The following is a 17,249-nucleotide window of genomic DNA, read 5'->3' on the forward strand; positions in this document are numbered from 1 at the left end:
GTTCTGTACGAAAAGTGCCTGCGCTCGGTGATGCTTCGTTAAAAACGGGTTCGGAATGCTCATTTACAGCTCGTAAACTCCGCTTCCTCACCCGTTTTTGCCTCGCCTGACCTTCGCTCGACGACTTTTCGTACAGACCCTAAGTGATGAGTTAACTGCTGTTGGTGAAATCAATCCCTGTGGGAGCGGACTTGTCCGCGAACGGGGCTGACAGCAAAGCTTCGCGGCCAAGGCCGCTCCCACACGGTCACGGCACTCGCCAGCAACACTCAAAGCCTAAGTGATCGGCTTTTTGTGGGCGCTCGATCAGTCCGGGTCGATGCCCGCCACCACGCGGCTGCCGGCGAAGAACAGGCGCTTGAGTTCCGTCCCCGGCTCCTCGGCGCGCATGAAAGCCTCGCCGACCAGGAACGCATACACCTCGTTGATTTCCATCAGCTCCACGTCGGCGCGGCTGAGGATGCCGCTCTCGGTGATCACCACTCGGTCGCGCGGAATGCGCGGCAGCAGGTCGAGGGTCGTCTCCAGGCTCACCTCGAAGCTGTGCAGGTTGCGGTTGTTGATGCCCACCAGCGGCGTATCCAGGGTATTCAGCGCGCGCTCCAGTTCGGCGCCGTCGTGCACTTCCACCAGCACGTCCAGGCCGACGTCCTTGGCGGCGGCGGCCAGCTCGGCCATGCGCACGTCGTCCAGCGCCGAGACGATCAGCAGGATGCAGTCGGCGCCGATGGCCCGCGCCTCCACCACCTGGTAGGGGTCGATCATGAAGTCCTTGCGGATCACCGGCAGTCGGCAGGCGGCACGGGCCTGCTGCAGGTACTCGTCGGCGCCCTGGAAGAAGTCGATGTCGGTCAGCACCGACAGGCAGGCCGCGCCGCCGGCCTCGTAGCTCTTGGCGATCTCGGCGGGGACGAAGTGCTCGCGCAGCACGCCCTTGCTCGGCGAGGCCTTCTTCACCTCGGCGATCACCGCCGGCTGCTTTTGCGCGACGCGTTCCTGCAGGGCGCGGGCGAAGCCGCGCGGGGCGTCGGCCTGGCGCGCCAGCGCCTCGACCTCGGCGAAGCTCACGCGGGCGCGCCGCTCGGCCACTTCCTCGGCCTTGCGGGCAAGGATCTTCTCCAGCACGGTTGGAATGCTCACCCTTCGTTCTCCACACGGAATACAGCGGTAAAGGAAGCCAGCTCGGTCAGCTTCTCCCAGGCCAGACCGGTGTGCAACGCGTCGTGCGCGAGCTGCATGCCCTCGTTCAGGCTGCCGGCGATATCGGCGGCATAGAGCGCGGCGCCGGCGTTGAGCACGATCATGTCGGCGGCCTTCTGGCCGTTCTCGGTCTTGCGCTTGCCCAGCGCGTCGCGGATCAGCGCCAGGGAGTCCTGGGCGCCCTCCACGGTCAGGCCGATCAGGCTCTGGCTCTTGATGCCGAAGTCCTCGGGCTGGATGCGGTATTCGCTGACCGCACCGTCTTTCAGCTCGGCGACGTGGGTCGGCGCGGCCAGGCTGATCTCGTCCAGGCCGTCGCTGGCATGCACCACCAGCACATGCTTGCTGCCCAGGCGCTGCAGCACTTCCGCCATCGGCCGGCACAGCGCCTGGCTGAACACGCCGATCACCTGGTGTTTGACTCCGGCCGGGTTGGTCATCGGGCCGAGCATGTTGAAGATCGTGCGCAGCCCCAGCTCGCGGCGTGGGCCGATGGCATACTTCATGGCGCCATGATGGGCCGGGGCGAACATGAAGCCGACGCCGACGCTCTCGACGCAACGCGCCACCTGTTCCGGCTTGAGGCTCAGGTAGACCCCGGCGGCCTCCAGCAGGTCGGCGCTGCCGCTCTTGCCGGAGACCGCGCGGTTGCCGTGCTTGGCCACCTTGCCGCCGGCCGCGGCGACCACGAAGGCGGCGGCGGTGGAGACGTTGAACACGTTCATACCGTCGCCACCGGTGCCACAGGTGTCGACCAGGCGCTCGGCGTCGATCTTCACCGGTGCGGCCAGCTCGCGCATGACAGTGGCGGCGCCGACGATCTCGTCGATGGTCTCGCTCTTCATGCGCATGCCCATGAGGAACGCGCCGATCTGCGCGTCGGTGCACTGGCCGGTCATGATCAGGCGCATCACGTCCTGCATCTCGGCGGTGGACAGGTCCAGCTGGGCGACCACCCGGTTGAGGGCTTCCTTGATGTCCATCAGCGCGCTCCGCCTTGTTGCTTGAGGAAGTTGGCGAACAGTTCGTGGCCCTGCTCGGTGAGGATGGATTCCGGGTGGAACTGCACGCCCTCGATGTTCAGGGTCTTGTGGCGCAGACCCATGATCTCGTCGACGCTGCCGTCGGCATGCTGGGTCCAGGCGGTGACCTCCAGGCAGTCCGGCAGGGTCTCGCGCTTGACCACCAGGGAGTGGTAGCGGGTCACGGTCAGCGGCTTGTTGAGGCCGGCGAACACGCCCTTGTCCTCGTGGAACACCGGGCTGGTCTTGCCGTGCATCACCTGGCGCGCGCGCACCACGTCGCCGCCGAAGGCCTGGCCGATGCTCTGGTGGCCCAGGCACACGCCGAGGATCGGCAGCTTACCGGCGAAGTGCAGGATGGCCTCGATGGACACGCCCGCTTCGGTCGGCGTGCAGGGGCCGGGCGAGACCACGATGCGCTCGGGCTTCAGCGCCTCGATCTCGGCGATGGTCAGTTCGTCGTTGCGGATCACATGGACATCGGCACCCAGCTCGCCCAGGTACTGCACCACGTTGTAGGTAAAGGAGTCGTAGTTGTCGATCATCAGCAGCATGGTAGGTCCCCCTTACTCAACGGACTGTTCGGCGAGGCTGACCGCGCGGAACATGGCGCGACGCTTGTTCAGGGTTTCTTCCCACTCCAGGGCCGGCTGCGAGTCGGCGACGATGCCGGCGCCGGCCTGCACGTGCAGCTCGCCGTCCTTGATCACCGCGGTGCGGATGGCGATGGCGGTGTCCATGTTGCCGTTCCAGGCGAGATAGCCGACGGCGCCGCCGTAGACGCCGCGCTTGACCGGCTCCAGTTCGTCGATGATCTCCATCGCCCGCACCTTGGGCGCGCCGGACAGGGTGCCGGCCGGCAGGATGGCGCGCAGTGCGTCCATGGCGCTCAGCCCCTCTTTCAGGTGCCCCGTCACGTTGGAGACGATGTGCATCACGTTGGAATAGCGCTCGATCACCATCTGCTCGGTGACCCTCACCGTGCCGGTGGTGGAGACCCGGCCAGCGTCGTTGCGACCCAGGTCGATCAGCATCAGATGCTCGGCGATCTCCTTGGCATCGGACAGCAGGTCCTTCTCCAACTCGATGTCAGCTTCCTCGGTGGCGCCGCGCGGACGGGTGCCGGCGATCGGGCGCACGGTTACCAGGTTGTCCTCGACCCGCACCAGCACTTCCGGCGAGCTGCCCACCACGTGGAAGTCGCCGAAGTTGAAGAAGTACATGTAGGGCGTCGGATTGATGCAGCGCAGTGCCCGGTACAGGTCGATGGGCGCCGCCTGGAACGGGATCGACATGCGCTGGGAGATCACCACCTGCATGCAGTCGCCGGCCAGGATGTATTCCTTGATCGCGTCGACCGCCGCCTCGTAGTCGTCGCGCTTGAAGCTGGAGACGAAGTCCGGCTCCTTGCCGGCCGGCTTGGACAGGTCCACGCCCAGGCGCGGGGTGATCGGCTGGCGCAGCTTGTTCAGCAGCTCCTGCAGCTGGGCCTGGCCCTGCTCGTAGGCGTCGGCCTGGGCCGGGTCGGCGAGGACGATGGCGTGCATCTTGCCGGCCAGGTTGTCGAACACGACGACCGCGTCCGAGACCATCAGCAGGATGTCCGGGGTGCCCAGCGGATCGGGATTCGGGCAGCGGGCCAGCTTCTTCTCCACGTAGCGCACGCTGTCGTAGCCGAAGTAGCCGACCAGGCCGCCGTTGAAGCGCGGCAGGCCGGCGATAGTCGGCACGTTGTAGCGCGCCTTGAACTGCTCGACAAAGGCCAGCGGGTCTTCGCTGTCGAGCTGCTCGACGACCTGGCCGTCGACGCTGACGCTGACCTGGTGGCCGTGCACGCGCAGTACGGTGCGCGCCGGCAGGCCGATGATCGAGTAGCGGCCCCATTTCTCGCCACCCTGGACGGATTCCAGCAGGTAGGAGTTTGGGGTGTCGGCCAGCTTGAGGTAGATCGACAGCGGGGTGTCGAAGTCGGCCAGGGTCTCGAATGCAAGCGGAATGCGGTTGAAGCCGTCGGCGGCCAAGCGCAAGAATTCTTCGCGGGTCATGCTCTGCCTCGTGGTATGAGGAAGTGAAACGGATGTCGGGCAAACGCGCCGGCGAGCGCCGGCCAGGGGAATGTCAGGCGCGCCAGCGCCAACGGGCCAGAGCCTTGAAGACATTCGTCCATTGTTTGCGGGCAACCACCACGATGCTGTCTCGGCGGGATGTAGAGTCCGGCGACATTAGCGCAGCGCCATCCGAGGCGCAACCGGGCAGCAACTGGCGCAGGTCGTCGAGCACCCGCGCCGGGCTCTCCTCGGCGATCGGCCGGCCGTGGTTGTAGCCGTAGGACAGCGCCACGCAGGGCACGCTGGCGGCACGGGCGGCCAGCACATCGTTGCGCGAGTCGCCGATGAACAGCGCGTGCTCCGGCTCCACTCCGGCCAGGCGCATGACGAACAGCAGCGCGGCCGGGTCAGGCTTCTGCTGCGGCAGGGTGTCGCCGCCGACGATCCAGCGGAAGTAGCGGCCGAGCTTCATCTCGTCCAGCAGCGGGGCAACGAAGCGCTCAGGCTTGTTGGTGATCAGCGCCAGCTCCACGCCCTGCTTCTTCAGCCACTTGAGGGTCGCGGTGACGCCCGGGTAGACGGTGCTCAGGGCATGGCTGCCGGCGTAGGCCTCGTTGAACAGTTCCAGGGCCTGCTCGGTGTCGGCATCGCTGACCTCGGTGTGGTCGATGCCGCCGGCCAGGGCGCGGCGCACCAGCACCCGGGCACCGTTGCCGACCCACTCGCGCACCCGCTCGACGCCGGCGGGCGGGCGCCCCAGCTGCACCAGCATGCGGTCGACCGCGGCGGACAGGTCCGGCACCGAGTCCACCAGGGTGCCGTCCAGATCGAACATCACCAGGCGTGGCAGGCTTCCTGCGAACAGCTCGTGGATCACGCGCGCACCTGGGCCAGCTCGGCGCGCATGGCGTCGATCACCGCCTTGTAGTCGGGCTGGTTGAAGATGGCCGAGCCGGCGACGAAGGTGTCGGCGCCCGCCTCGGCGATCTCGCGAATGTTCTTGGCGCTGACGCCGCCGTCGATCTCCAGCCGGATGTCGCGACCGGAGGCGTCGATCAGCGCGCGGGCCTCACGCAGCTTGTCGAGGGTACCGGGGATGAACTTCTGCCCGCCGAAGCCGGGGTTGACGCTCATCAGCAGGATCATGTCGACCTTGTCCATCACGTACTTCAGGCAGTCCAGCGAAGTGGCCGGGTTGAACACCAGGCCGGCCTTGGCGCCGCCGTCGCGGATCAGTTGCAGGGAGCGGTCGATGTGCTCGCTGGCCTCCGGGTGGAAGGTGATGTAGGAGGCGCCGGCCTCGATGAAGTCGCCGATGATGCGGTCGACCGGCTTGACCATCAGGTGCGCGTCGATCGGCGCGGTGATGCCGTACTTGCGCAGCGCCGAGCAGACCATCGGGCCGATGGTCAGGTTGGGCACGTAGTGGTTGTCCATCACATCGAAGTGAACGATGTCGGCGCCGGCGGCGAGCACCTTGTCGACTTCCTCGCCCAGGCGGGCGAAATCGGCGGACAGGATCGACGGGGCGATGGCGAAGGGTTGCATGGCGGCCTCAGGCTTCTATCACGGTGGCGCGATTGTAGCCTGAGTCAGGGGACGGGGCAGTTGTCGTATGTCAGGGAACGTGGGAGCGGCCTTGGCCGCGATGCTCTCCATCTCGCGGCCAAGGCCGCTCCCACTGGGCTATTCCGGTACGGCGGTACGCATCTTCTCGCTGCGCCCGCGCAGCCATTCCAGGGTCAGCAGCATGACCACCGAGAAGGCGATCAGCAGGGTCGCGGCGGCGGCGATGGTCGGCGACAGGTTCTCGCGGATACCGCTGAACATCTGCCGTGGCAGGGTGGCCTGCTCGGGGCCGGCGAGGAACAGGGTCACCACCACTTCGTCGAACGAGGTGGCGAAGGCGAACAGCGCGCCGGAGATCACCCCCGGCGCGATCAGCGGCAGGGTCACCCGGCGGAACGCGGTGATCGGCGAGGCCCCCAGGCTGGCGGCGGCGCGCACCAGGTTGTAGTTGAAGCCCTGCAGGGTGGCCGACACGGTGATGATGACGAAGGGCACACCAAGCACGGCGTGCACCAGGATCAGCGAGGTGTAGCTGTTGCCCAGGCCGAGCGGGGCGAAGAACAGGTAGCTGGCGACGCCGACGATCACCACCGGGGCGACCATCGGCGAGATCAGCAGGCTCATCACCAGCGCCTTGCCGCGGAACTCGCCGCGGGTCAGGCCGATGGCCGCCAGGGTGCCGAAGACCATCGCCAGCACGGTGGCGGCCGGCGCCACGATCAGGCTGTTCTTCAGCGAGCGCATCCACTCGGCCGAGGTGAAGAACGACTCGTACCAGCGCAGGGAGAAGCCCTGCAGCGGGTAGACCAGGAAGCTGCCGGAGTTGAACGACAGCGGGATGATCACCAGCACCGGCAGGATCAGGAACAGCAGCACCAGCGCGCACAGGCCGCGGTGGGTCCAGAACCAGGCGCGCTCGACGGGGGATTTGTAGGGGCTCAGCATCTCGATGTTCTCCTGATCAGCCCAGACGCAGGCGGCTCGCGCCCACCAGCCAGCTGTACACCACGTAGAGCAGCATGGTGGCCAGCAGCAGCAGGCCGCCGAGGGCCGTGGCCATGCCCCAGTTGATGGTGGTGTTGGTGTAGAAGGCGACGAAGTAGCTGATCATCTGGTCGTTCGGGCTGCCCAGCAGCGCCGGGGTGATGTAGTAGCCGATGGACAGGATGAACACCAGCAGGCAGCCAGCGCCGACGCCGGCCAGGGTCTGCGGGAAGTACACCCGCCAGAAGCTGGCGAACGGGTGGCAGCCGAGGGAGATGGCGGCGCGCATGTAGCTCGGCGAGATGCCCTTCATCACGCTGAAGATCGGCAGGATCATGAACGGCAGCATGATGTGCACCATGGCGACGTAGACGCCGGTGCGGTTGAACACCAGTTGCAGCGGCTGGTCGATCACGCCCATGGCGATCAGCGCGCTGTTGATCAGGCCACCGGACTGCAACAGCACGATCCAGGCCGCCACGCGCACCAGGATCGAGGTCCAGAACGGCAGCAGCACGAGAATCATCAGCAGGTTGCTGGTGCGGGTCGGCAGGTTCGCCAGCAGGTAGGCCAGCGGGTAGGCCAGCACCAGGCAGATGGCGGTGATCACCACGCCCATCCAGAAGGTGCGGACGAAGATGTCCAGGTAGATGGCCTGGTCCGGGGTGGCGGACGCCAGCTCGCCGAGGTCGTCGATGCGATGGTCGAGGGACGCCAGCAGGAAATAGGAGGTGAAGGCGCTGTCGTTGCGGCGGATCACCTGCCAGTACGCGGGATCGCCCCAGCGCTCGTCGAGGCTTTCCAGCGCGTCCTTGTAGGAGGCGGGCTCCTGCTTGAACGGCAGGGCGCGGCCGGTCTTGGCCAGCAGGCTGCGGTAGCCGGCCAGCTCCATGTTCAGGCGCTTGGAGAGGTCGCCGATGGTCTGGTTCTTGCGCGCCTCGGCCAGGTCCTGGGCCAGGGCCTGGTACACCGACTCTTCGGGCAGGCCGCGGCCATCCCAGGCGGCGATCGCCTCGACGGTGCGCGGCAGGCTGCCGACCACCTCGGGGTTCTCCACGCTCTTGTACAGCAGGATGCCGATCGGCAGCAGGAACACCACGAAGAGGAACACCAGCAGCGGCAGGATCAGGCCCTGGGCCTTGAGCCGGTTGATGCGCTCGGCGCGGGCCAGCTTCTGCTTCAGGGTCAGGCCGGCGAATTCGGTGAGGGATACGGTAGTGGCCATCGCGGGCTCCAGAGACACCGGGACAAAGCGCCCTCGCCCAAGGTCGGGCGAGGGTCAGGAGGGACGGGGGAGCGTCCCTCCTACCAACTCCCCTTCACAGGGAAGGGGCACTGCACGGGATGCTTATTTCGCCGCCCAGGCGTTGAAGCGCTGCTCCAGCTGCTCGCCGTAGTCGGCCCAGAAGGTCACGTTCATGGCCACCTGGTTGGCGATGTTCTCCGGGGTGGTCGGCATGTCCTTGAGCAACGCCGGGTCGAGCAGCTCGACGGCCTTCTTGTTGGCCGGGCCGTAGGCGATGTTCGAGGAGTAGATCTTCTGCTGCTCGGGCTGCACGCTGAACGCGGCGAAGGCCTTGGCGGCGTCGCTGTCCTTGGCGCCCTTGGGGATGGCCCAGGCGTCGAAGTCGTAGATGCCGCCGTTCCACACCACCTTGAGGTTGCTCTCCTTCTGCACGGCGGCGATGCGGCCGTTGTAGGCGGAACTCATCACCACGTCGCCGGAGGCGAGGAACTGCGGCGGCTGGGCGCCGGCTTCCCACCACTGGATGTGCGGCTTGATCTGGTCGAGCTTCTTGAAGGCACGGTCCTGGCCTTCCTGGGTGGCGAGCACGGTGTAGACGTCCTTCGGCGCCACGCCGTCGGCCATCAGGGCGAACTCCAGAGTGTACTTGGCGCCCTTGCGCAGGCCGCGCTTGCCCGGGAACTTGGCCACGTCCCAGAAATCGGCCCAGCCGGCCGGTGCGGCGGACAGCTTGTCGGCGTTGTAGGCGAGCACGGTGGACCAGACGAAGAAGCCCACGCCGCACGGCTGGATGGCTCCTTCGACGAAGTCTTCCTCGTTGCCGAACAGGGACGGGTCGAGTTCCTCGAACAGGCCCTCGTCGCAACCGCGGGCCAGCTCGGGCGACTCCACTTCCACCAGGTGCCAGGACACGCTGTTGGTGTCGACCATGGCCTTCACCTTGGCCATCTCGCCGTTGTATTCGCCGGCGACGATCTTGCCCTTGCCGGCTGCTTCCCACGGTTTGTAGAAGGCCTTGACCTGGGCGTCCTTGTTGGCGCCGCCGAAGGAGATCACCGTCAGGTCGGCGGCCATCGCCTGGGAGGCGCCGAACAGGCCGAGGGCCAGGGTCCCGAGGCGGAACATGCTGCGGATGTTGCTCATTGTTGTTTTCTCCACTGTGCAGGGTTGGAAATGCGCGGCGCCGTCACTCGACGACCAGAGGGTCCAGCGCCCTTACGTGCTCCACATGCCAGCCGAGCGGTACCACGTCGCCCACGCCCAGGGCGGGGTCGAGTTCGGCGATCGGCTGCTTGACGAAGAAGTTGGGGTTGCCGCACACCTCCATGCGGATGCGCACGTGGTCGCCCAGGTAGATGAACTCGGCCACCCGGCCGCTGAAGCGGTTGGCGCAGCTCTCGCTGGCGCCGTTGATGCGTACCCGCTCGGGGCGGATCGACAGGCTGACCGGCTCGCCCGGCGCGCCGACCTTCACCGCCAGCGCTTGCACCTGCTCGCCACGGGCGGTGCGCACGGTGCAGCGCTCGCCGTCGCGGCTGACCAGCTCGCCGGCAAGGCGGTTGTTCTCGCCGATGAAGTGGGCGACAAAGGTGTTGCTCGGCGCCTCGTAGAGGTCGCGCGGCGGGGCGATCTGCTGGATCTCGCCCTGGTGGAACACCGCCACCCGGTCGGACATGGTCAGCGCCTCGCCCTGGTCGTGGGTCACGTAGACCACGGTCACGCCCAGGCGCTGGTGGATGTGCTTGATCTCCATCTGCATGTGTTCGCGCAGCTGCTTGTCGAGCGCGCCGAGGGGCTCGTCCATCAGCACCAGCTGCGGCTCGAACACCAGCGCGCGAGCCAGCGCCACGCGCTGCTGCTGGCCGCCGGAGAGCTGCGCCGGGTAGCGGTTGCGGAAGTTGTCGAGCTGGACCATGGACAGCGCGCGCTTGACCCGCTCGGTGATGTCGGTCTTGCTCATGCCGCGCACGGTGAGGGGGAAGGCCAGGTTCTCGGCCACCGTCATGTGCGGGAACAGCGCGTAGTTCTGAAACACCATGCCGATGTCGCGCTTGTGCGGCGGCACGTTGTTGATCGCGCGCCCGGCCAGGAGAATCTCGCCGGCGGTGGGCGTCTCGAAGCCGGCCAGCATCATCAGGCTGGTAGTCTTGCCGGAGCCGGACGGGCCGAGCAGGGTGAGGAACTCGCCCTTGCGGATGTCCAGGTTGAGGTCTTTGACGATCAGGCTCTCGCCGTCGTAGCTCTTCTGCACGCCCTTGAAGCTGACGAGCACGTCGCTGGAAACATTCTCGGCCATCACCACACCTTTGTTCTTGTTGCCGTGGTGTAAGACTAGAAAGCCATGGAGCCAGCGCAAATCGGGCGGTATGAGAGATTGCTATAAGGCTTGCAGACGACGCGTTGTAGGGATCGCCCTACACACAGCAAGTCAGGTAGGAGCGGCCTAGGCCGCGATAGGGGGGAGTGCTGGAGCATCGCGGCCAAGACCGCTCCCACAGGGAGAAACTCGCAGCCTCTGGCACCTTCTACAGCAGCTTGTGCTCCACCGCGTACTTCACCAGGTCGGCCACCGAGTGCAGGTTAAGCTTCTGCATCAGGCGCGCCTTGTGGGTACTGATCGTCTTGCTGCTGACCGACAGCTGCTGGGCGATCTCGTTGACCCCCTCGCCGCGCACCAGGCGCTCGAACACCGAGAACTCGCGCTCGGACAGCAGCGAGTGTGGCGGCCGCGAATCGGTCAGGCCGACCTCGAAGACCATCCGGTCGGCCAGCTCCGGGTCGATGTAGCGGCCGCCCGTGGCGACCTTGCGGATGGCGGTGAGCAGCAGCGCCGGGTCGCTGTCCTTGGTGGCGTAGCCCGCCGCGCCGATCTTCAGGGCGCGGGCCGCCATCTGCGCCTCGTCGTGCATGGACAGCACCAGCACCGCCGGCGGTTCCGCCAGCGCGCGGATGCGCGGGATCGCCTCCAGGCCGTTGACGCCGGGCATGGATATATCCAGCAGCACCACCTCGCAGGGGGTGTGGCGCAGGGTCTCCAGCAGTTGCTCGCCGTTGCCCGCCTCGCCGACCACGGTCATGTCCCTCGCCAGGCCGATCAGCTGCTTGATGCCCTCGCGGACGATGGTGTGGTCTTCGGCCACCAGTACTCGAATCACGCTACGACCTCTCTATCCAGTGCCACCCGCACGCTCAGCGTAGTGCCCTCCCCAGGCGCGCTGTCGATCGCCAGGCTGCCGCCGAGCATCAGCACGCGCTCGCGCATGCCGACTAGGCCGAAGGATTGTGCGCGCTGCGCGCCCGCCTCGAAACCCCGACCATCGTCACTCACCCGCAGCAGCAGCTCGTCACCCTGCACCTCCAGGCCGACCTCCACGGTGTGCGCCTCGGCGTGGCGCAGCACGTTGGTCAGCGCCTCCTGCAGCACGCGGAACAGGCCGATGGCCTTGGCGTCGGACAGCGCCGGCAGCTGCTCGGGCACCTGCACCAGGCAGGGAATCTGGCTGCGCGCCTCGAAGCGCCGCGCCTGCCACTCGATGGCCGAGGCGATGCCGGCGTCGAGGATCGGCGGGCGCAGCGCGGTGGCCACGTCGCGCACCAGCTGGAACAGGTTGGCGATCAGCTTCTTCATGCTGTCCAGGCGCGCCTGCAGGCCGGCGTCGAGACCGGCGTAGGCCAGTTCGCACATGGAGGTCTCCAGCTTGAGCACGGTGAGGACCTGGCCCAGCTCGTCATGCACCTCGCGGGCGATGCGCGCTTTTTCTTCCTCGCGCACGCTCTCCAGGTGCGCGGACAGTTCGCGCAGTTGGGCGCGCGACTCGGCCAGTTCCAGTTCGATGGCCTTGTTCTCGCTGATGTCCCACACCACGCCGTCCCACACCACGTGTTCGGCGCTCAGCTGGCGGGCACTGGACTTGATGTCGGCCCAGCGCACGCGGCCGTCGCGGGTCAGGATGCGGCCCTGCCAGTGCCAGTCGCTGGCCGTCTCGATGGCGGCGTCCTGGGTGGCGTGGTAGGCGGCGCGGTCGTCCGGGTGGACCAGGCTGCGGATGCCGAAGTCCGCCGCCATGATGGTCGCCGCCGGGTAGCCGACCAACTGCTCGCTGCCCTCGCTGATGAAGGCGAAGTCCACCGGCGCGCCGGGCACCGGGCGCTCCAGGCGGAACACCAGGCCCGGCACGTTGCCGGCGATGCCCTTGAGGCGCGCCTCGCTCTCCTCCAGGGCGGCGCGGGCCCGGCGCCGCTCGGTGACGTCGGTGAGGTAGACCACCAGGTACTCGGCCTCGCGAAAGCGCAGGAAGCCCAGGGTCACGTCCGCCGGCATCCAGCTGCCGTCGGAGCGCCGGCAGTTGCTCTCGAAGTTCAGCGCGCCCTCCTCGTGCTGGCGCACCCGCTTCCACAGGCTGAGCCAGCGATCCATGCCCAGGCCCGGCTCGAACTCCTGCAGCGGCCGGTCGACCATGGCGCCGCTGTCGTAGCCGAGCATCTCGGCCACCGCCTGGTTGGCGTAGCGCACCCGGCTGTCCCAGTTGACCCAGAGGATGCCGACCGTGCTGTGGTCGAGGGAGAACTGGGCCAGGCGCAGAGCCTCCTCCGCCACCTCGCGCCGGGCCAGGGTCTGGCGGGAGTCCAGCAGCAGCCGCTCCAGGCGTCCGCGCTGGCGGCGCAGCACCGTCAGCAGCAGCAGGCTGACCAGCAGCAATGCGCCGAGCAGGATGCTCAGGTTGCGCCAGAACAGCGGGGACTCGCCGAGGCTCGGCGTCCTGGCCGTCAGCCAGCGCTGCTGCAGCTGCTCGAACTGCTTGGCCGGCAGGCCACGCAGGCCGACGTCGAGAATCGCCGCCAGCTGCGGCCAGTCGCGCCGGGTGCCGAAGCGCAGCAGCTGGGGCAGGCCGACGTCGGCCAGCACGGTCAGCCCGGCGAATTCGCTCTCCTGGCTCAACCGGCTGAGCTGGGCCTGGTCGATGGCCGCGTAGCGCGCCCGCTGCGCCAGCACCGCGCGCAGGGCCTCGCGGTCCGACGGCAGCGCCTGCAGACGCAGGTTGAAATAGTTGCCGCGCAGGTAGTCGGCGACCGCGCTGGGCTCACGCACGGCGATCGGTTCGCGCTCGCCGAGGCTCTCCAGCTCGACGCCCAAGTCGCCCAGGCGCTCGCCCACCAGCAGGTGCGGAATGCGCAGATAGGGGTCGGAGAACTGCCACAGGCGCAGGCCGGCGGGGGTCTGCGTCATCCCGGGCGCGAAGTCGATGCGCCCCGCTCGCAAGGCCTGGTCCAGCGCCGCCTGGTCCGGGTAGCTGAGCCAGCTCAGCTCGACGCCCAGGCTCTTGGCCAGGGCCTCGGTCAGCTCGATGTTGAGCCCGCTCAGCTGTTGCTGGCGGCGCTGGTACTCGGCGTAGGGCGCCTGCAGCACCACGCCCGCGCGCAGCCGCGGATGCTCGGCCAGCCAGGCGCGCTGGGCCGCATCCAGCCCGGCCGCCTGGCCGACCAGCGGGCACAGCAGCAACAGCCAACAGAGCACTCGAACCATGCGCACCACGACGATCCACGAGATGACGAAGCCAGACGCTACCTTACCTGACAAACCCCGACGAAGCGCTTAGGCTGCTGGAACCATCCTCTATGCGAAGTGCCGCGATGTGCGATCCCGTCCTGTCGATACTGCTGGCCCTGAGCCTGACCCTCGCCCTGCCCGTCCAGGCCGAGGAAGACCCGCCCGCCCCCGCCGAAGCGCCCGCCGCCGAGGGCGAGGCGCAGCCCGCGGAGGCGCCGCGCCAACCGCTGGAGGAGCGCAGCCAGGACCTGGCGCAGGGCCTCGAACGCCAGGTGCCGCGGGACGAGCAGCAGACCCTGCAGGCGGGCGGCGAATCGTTCCTCGCCCTGTGGAAGCCGGCCAACGCGCCCGAGTCCAAGGGCGTGGTGATCCTGGTGCCCGGCGCCGACGAGAGCGCCGACTGGCCGCAGGCGATCAAGCCGCTGCGCCTGAAACTGCCCGACGTGGGCTGGAGCAGCCTCAGCCTGACCCTGCCCGACAGCAAGGCCGCGCCCCTGCCGGAAGCGGTGCTGCCGCGCCCGCCGGAGCCGGTGGCCGTGGATACCGAGGCGGCTCCGGCCGAAGGTGAAGAGCAGCCCCCGGCCACCGAGGCCGAGAATGCGCCGCCCGCCAAAGCCGCCCCCGCGGAAACCCCGGCGCCGGTCGACCCGGCCGAGCGGGTCTTCGCCCGCATCCAGTCCGGCATCGCCTTCGCCGAACAGCAGGACGCCAAGCACATCATCCTGCTCGGCCACGGCGACGGTGCCTACTGGGCGGCGCTGTACCTCAAGGAGCGCCAGCCGGAGACGATCAAGCACCTGGTGACGGTGGCGGCCCAGCTGCCGGCCGGGCAGACGCCACCGCTGGAGGAGCTGATCCCCGGCCTGAAGCTGGCCACCGGGGACTTCTTCTACAAGGACCAGCCCGCCGACCGCGGCAACGCGGTGCGCCGCAAGCAGGCCAGCAAGCGCCTGGATCACCAGGGCTATACGCAGATCGCCCTGAAGGCTCTACCGGGCAACCTGGAGGCCGAGCAGGAACAACTGTTCCGCCGGGTGCGCGGCTGGCTGGACAAGCAGTAACCCCCAGCGCCGCTCCCACAGCCCTCGCCAACCCCTAGCGGAAGCCGCGGCGCTGACGCACCAGCTCGTAGGCGACCTGCAGTTCACGGGTCTTGTCGGTGGCGGCACGCAACTGCGCGGGGCTGGCGCCGGAGCCGGAAATCTTGTCCGGGTGGTGGCGGCTGATCAGGCGGCGGTAGGCACGCTTGATCGCCGCCGGCTCGGTGTCCGCCTGCACGCCCAGCAGGCGCAGCGCCGCCTGGTAGTCGCCGGTCCGGAGCTCCGGCACCTTGCGCTCCGGCTCGTACTCGTCGGCCAGGGCATTCAGCGCGTCGCGCTTCCAGCCCAGCCACAGCCCCCAGCGCTGGATCAGCTCGTACTCCGCCTCGCTCACCCGGCCGTCGGCCCAGGCCATGCGCCAGCAGGTGCGCAGCAGCACCTCGCCCCGTTCGGGCCGGCTGCGCAGCGCGCGCAGCGAGGTGCGCAACTCCTTCTCGCCGGCCTGCTTGCCGCGGTTGAACGCCTGCATGGCCTGCCGCCGCGCCGCCTCGTCCAGGCCGAGGCGCTGCATCTCGTTGCGCGCCGTCTGGATATGGCTGTCGAGCACCCGGCCACCGCTCTTGGCCAAACGGCCGATCAGCATGAACAGCAGGTCCTCGTCGTCCAGGGCCGAGCGCCTTCCAATGCCGACCAGCTCTCGCAGGTGATCGAGGGATTGCAGGCGGATGCGCCGATCCAGCACCTGGCCGAGCAGGCCGCCGAGCAGCGCGCCGGGGATGCTGGCCAGGGCCATCCCAGCCGCGGCACCGATCAGAGTCGCCGGCCACAGCATCTCAGGCCTCCGCCGCCAGCAGGCGCTCGACGTCCGCCAGACGCTCGTGGGTGCCGACGTCGATCCAGCGCCCGGCGAAGCGCTCGCCACTGACCTGCCCGTCGGCCATGGCCGCACGCAGCAGCGGCGCCAGCTTGAAGGCTCCCGGCTGGCAGCCGGCGAACAGGCGCGGATGCAGCACGGCCATGCCGCTGTAGGTGAGCGACGGCTCGCCGGCGACGGCATCCGTCACCCGGCCGTCGCGTAGCAGGAAGTCTCCGCTCTGATGGTGGACCGGATTGTCGACCAGCACCAGATGGGCCAGGCCGTCCAGCGGCCGGCGCAGCGCGGCGAAGTCGTAGTCGGTCCAGATGTCGCCGTTGACCACCAGGAAAGGTTCATCGCCCAGCAGCGGCAGCGCCTTGAAGATGCCGCCGCCGGTCTCCAGCGGCTCGCCCTCGGCGGAGTAGGCGATACGCAGGCCGAAGCGGCCGCCATCGCCCAGGTAGTCCTCGATCTGCTGGCCGAGCCAGGCGTGGTTGATCACCAGTTCGGTGAAGCCGGCGGCGGCCAGGGCGCGGACGTGGAACTCGATCAGCGGCGTGCCGGCGGCACGCACCAGCGGTTTGGGGGTGTGCAGGGTCAGGGGGCGCAGGCGCTCACCCTTGCCCGCCGCGAGAATCATCGCCTTCATGCGGGTTGCGGCTCCCCCTGCGGCAGACCGGCCAGCAACTCGCCGAGCACGGCCAGTTCCGGCCGCCGCGCCAGTACGGCGTCTATATAGGCGAAGAAGCGCGGCACGTCGGCCAGGTACTTGGGTTTGCCATCGCGGTGGCAGATGCGGGCGAAGATGCCGATCACCTTCAGGTGGCGCTGCACGCCCATCAGGTCGCTGGCGCGGTGAAACTCGGCGAAATCGTCCGGCACCGGCAGCCCCGCCTCGCGGGCCATCTGCCAGTAGCGCTGCAGCCAGCCGGCCACGCGCGCCTCCGGCCAGCTGAGGAAGGCGTCCTTGAACAGGCTGGTGGCGTCATAGCTGATCGGGCCATGCACCGCGTCCTGGAAGTCGAGGATTCCCGGGTTGGGCTCGCTCAGCATCAGGTTGCGCGGCATGTAGTCGCGATGCACGAACACCCGCGGCTGGGCCAGGGCGCTGTCCACCAGCAGGTCGCAGACCTGCCGCCAGCAGTTGAGCTGCTGCCCCTCCAGCTCCACGCCGAGATGGCGCTGCAGGTACCAGTCGGGGAACAGCTGCAGCTCGCGGCGCAGCAGGGCGTCGTCATAGACAGGCAGCGCACCTTCGGCCGGCAGTTTCTGGAAGCTCACCAGGGCCTGCAGGGCGGACTCGAACAGGCCGTCGGCATTGTCCGCCGTCAGCACCTCGAGCCAGGTCTGCCGGCCCAGGTCGTCCAGCACCAGGAAGCCCCGCTCCAGGTCCTGGGCCAGCACCCGCGGCACATGCACGCCGGCCTCGGCCAGCAGGGCGGCGATCCTGACGAAGGGCCGGCAGTCTTCCTGGGGCGGCGGCGCGTCCATCAGGATCAGGCTGCGGCCTTCGGCCTGCCAGCGGAAATAGCGGCGGAAGCTGGCGTCGCTGCTCGCCGGGGTCAGTTCGCCGGGGACGACCGGCCCCCAGCCCTGGCGTTGGAACAAGGTGGGCAGGCAGCCGTCCAACCAGTCTTCGAGCAGCTGCAGACGTACATCATGGTCAGGCATTACAGGGTCTCCGACGGCGCTAGCCGTTGCGCGGGTCATGCTTTATTATCCAGCATCTTTTTCAG

General features: G+C 68.2%; 16 protein-coding genes. 1 reads left to right on the forward strand and 15 read right to left on the reverse strand.

The window, feature by feature from the left end; all coding sequences use genetic code 11:
- Nucleotides 1-306: 306 nt before the first annotated feature.
- The 12 genes from trpC to N5D30_RS16310 form a co-directional block, all read right to left on the reverse strand.
- Nucleotides 307-1,140, reverse strand: a complete 834-nt coding sequence (trpC, locus tag N5D30_RS16255; RefSeq protein ID WP_279909772.1) for an indole-3-glycerol phosphate synthase TrpC — start codon at nt 1,138-1,140, stop codon at nt 307-309.
- Nucleotides 1,137-2,183 carry an anthranilate phosphoribosyltransferase gene (gene trpD, locus N5D30_RS16260; RefSeq protein ID WP_279909773.1) on the reverse strand — a complete coding sequence of 349 codons (1,047 nt, stop codon included), beginning with the start codon at nt 2,181-2,183 and terminating at the stop codon, nt 1,137-1,139. The genes trpC and trpD overlap by 4 nt, the downstream gene beginning before the upstream one ends.
- Nucleotides 2,183-2,776, reverse strand: coding sequence for an aminodeoxychorismate/anthranilate synthase component II (locus N5D30_RS16265; protein WP_279904547.1), 594 nt, complete (start codon nt 2,774-2,776; stop codon nt 2,183-2,185). The genes trpD and N5D30_RS16265 overlap by 1 nt, the downstream gene beginning before the upstream one ends.
- A gap of 12 nt (nt 2,777-2,788) precedes the next feature.
- Nucleotides 2,789-4,267 (reverse strand): anthranilate synthase component I, encoded by a 1,479-nt coding sequence (trpE, locus tag N5D30_RS16270; protein WP_279909774.1) that lies wholly within the window; start codon nt 4,265-4,267, stop codon nt 2,789-2,791.
- 73 nt (nt 4,268-4,340) lie between these two features.
- Nucleotides 4,341-5,105, reverse strand: a complete 765-nt coding sequence (locus tag N5D30_RS16275; protein ID WP_279909831.1) for a phosphoglycolate phosphatase — start codon at nt 5,103-5,105, stop codon at nt 4,341-4,343.
- 38 nt (nt 5,106-5,143) lie between these two features.
- Nucleotides 5,144-5,818, reverse strand: a complete 675-nt coding sequence (gene rpe, locus N5D30_RS16280) for a ribulose-phosphate 3-epimerase (protein ID WP_279909775.1) — start codon at nt 5,816-5,818, stop codon at nt 5,144-5,146.
- A 138-nt stretch (nt 5,819-5,956) separates the two neighbouring features.
- On the reverse strand, nt 5,957-6,784 hold the full coding sequence (locus N5D30_RS16285) for an ABC transporter permease (protein ID WP_220813819.1): 828 nt from the start codon (nt 6,782-6,784) through the stop codon (nt 5,957-5,959).
- Between the two features lie 16 nt (nt 6,785-6,800).
- Complete coding sequence (locus tag N5D30_RS16290) at nt 6,801-8,048, reverse strand: ABC transporter permease (RefSeq protein ID WP_279909776.1); 1,248 nt, start codon at nt 8,046-8,048, stop codon at nt 6,801-6,803.
- A 123-nt stretch (nt 8,049-8,171) separates the two neighbouring features.
- Nucleotides 8,172-9,212, reverse strand: a complete 1,041-nt coding sequence (locus tag N5D30_RS16295; protein WP_279909777.1) for an ABC transporter substrate-binding protein — start codon at nt 9,210-9,212, stop codon at nt 8,172-8,174.
- Between the two features lie 43 nt (nt 9,213-9,255).
- Entirely contained in the window at nt 9,256-10,365 is a 1,110-nt protein-coding gene (locus N5D30_RS16300; RefSeq protein WP_279909778.1) for an ABC transporter ATP-binding protein, read from the reverse strand.
- Between the two features lie 229 nt (nt 10,366-10,594).
- A complete protein-coding gene (locus N5D30_RS16305) occupies nt 10,595-11,224 on the reverse strand; it encodes a response regulator transcription factor (RefSeq protein ID WP_279909779.1) in 630 nt (209 codons plus the stop codon).
- Nucleotides 11,221-13,593: a transporter substrate-binding domain-containing protein gene (locus tag N5D30_RS16310; RefSeq protein ID WP_279909832.1), complete on the reverse strand. Its 2,373-nt coding sequence runs from the start codon at nt 13,591-13,593 to the stop codon at nt 11,221-11,223. The genes N5D30_RS16305 and N5D30_RS16310 overlap by 4 nt, the downstream gene beginning before the upstream one ends.
- A 107-nt stretch (nt 13,594-13,700) precedes the next feature.
- Between N5D30_RS16310 and N5D30_RS16315 the strand changes: the two genes are divergently transcribed.
- Nucleotides 13,701-14,678, forward strand: coding sequence for an alpha/beta hydrolase family protein (locus N5D30_RS16315; protein WP_279909780.1), 978 nt, complete (start codon nt 13,701-13,703; stop codon nt 14,676-14,678).
- 34 nt (nt 14,679-14,712) lie between these two features.
- Here the strand turns inward: N5D30_RS16315 and N5D30_RS16320 are convergent, their stop codons facing one another.
- From N5D30_RS16320 to N5D30_RS16330, 3 genes are read right to left on the reverse strand one after another with little or no spacing between them, the layout of a single operon-like run.
- Nucleotides 14,713-15,489 (reverse strand): TerB family tellurite resistance protein, encoded by a 777-nt coding sequence (locus N5D30_RS16320; protein WP_279909781.1) that lies wholly within the window; start codon nt 15,487-15,489, stop codon nt 14,713-14,715.
- Between the two features lies 1 nt (nt 15,490).
- Complete coding sequence (gene murU, locus N5D30_RS16325) at nt 15,491-16,162, reverse strand: N-acetylmuramate alpha-1-phosphate uridylyltransferase MurU (protein WP_279909782.1); 672 nt, start codon at nt 16,160-16,162, stop codon at nt 15,491-15,493.
- Nucleotides 16,159-17,184, reverse strand: a complete 1,026-nt coding sequence (locus tag N5D30_RS16330; protein ID WP_279909783.1) for a phosphotransferase — start codon at nt 17,182-17,184, stop codon at nt 16,159-16,161. Before N5D30_RS16330 ends, murU begins: the two co-directional genes overlap by 4 nt.
- Between the last annotated feature and the right edge of the window lie 65 nt (nt 17,185-17,249).

The organism is Pseudomonas sp. GD03875, assembly GCF_029840585.1.
In the GTDB taxonomy this organism is placed as follows: domain Bacteria; phylum Pseudomonadota; class Gammaproteobacteria; order Pseudomonadales; family Pseudomonadaceae; genus Aquipseudomonas; species Aquipseudomonas paralcaligenes.

Coding starts and splice junctions, on each gene's coding strand:
- trpE (WP_279909774.1), bottom strand. CDS start 4,267: ATGACCCGCGAAGAATTCTTGCGCTTGGCCGCCGACGGCTTCAACCGC.
- murU (WP_279909782.1), bottom strand. CDS start 16,162: ATGAAGGCGATGATTCTCGCGGCGGGCAAGGGTGAGCGCCTGCGCCCC.
- trpD (WP_279909773.1), bottom strand. CDS start 2,183: ATGGACATCAAGGAAGCCCTCAACCGGGTGGTCGCCCAGCTGGACCTG.
- N5D30_RS16285 (WP_220813819.1), bottom strand. CDS start 6,784: ATGCTGAGCCCCTACAAATCCCCCGTCGAGCGCGCCTGGTTCTGGACC.
- N5D30_RS16330 (WP_279909783.1), bottom strand. CDS start 17,184: ATGCCTGACCATGATGTACGTCTGCAGCTGCTCGAAGACTGGTTGGAC.
- N5D30_RS16295 (WP_279909777.1), bottom strand. CDS start 9,212: ATGAGCAACATCCGCAGCATGTTCCGCCTCGGGACCCTGGCCCTCGGC.
- N5D30_RS16310 (WP_279909832.1), bottom strand. CDS start 13,593: ATGGTTCGAGTGCTCTGTTGGCTGTTGCTGCTGTGCCCGCTGGTCGGC.
- N5D30_RS16300 (WP_279909778.1), bottom strand. CDS start 10,365: ATGGCCGAGAATGTTTCCAGCGACGTGCTCGTCAGCTTCAAGGGCGTG.
- N5D30_RS16315 (WP_279909780.1), top strand. CDS start 13,701: ATGTGCGATCCCGTCCTGTCGATACTGCTGGCCCTGAGCCTGACCCTC.
- rpe (WP_279909775.1), bottom strand. CDS start 5,818: ATGCAACCCTTCGCCATCGCCCCGTCGATCCTGTCCGCCGATTTCGCC.
- N5D30_RS16265 (WP_279904547.1), bottom strand. CDS start 2,776: ATGCTGCTGATGATCGACAACTACGACTCCTTTACCTACAACGTGGTG.
- N5D30_RS16275 (WP_279909831.1), bottom strand. CDS start 5,105: ATGTTCGATCTGGACGGCACCCTGGTGGACTCGGTGCCGGACCTGTCC.
- N5D30_RS16320 (WP_279909781.1), bottom strand. CDS start 15,489: ATGCTGTGGCCGGCGACTCTGATCGGTGCCGCGGCTGGGATGGCCCTG.
- N5D30_RS16290 (WP_279909776.1), bottom strand. CDS start 8,048: ATGGCCACTACCGTATCCCTCACCGAATTCGCCGGCCTGACCCTGAAG.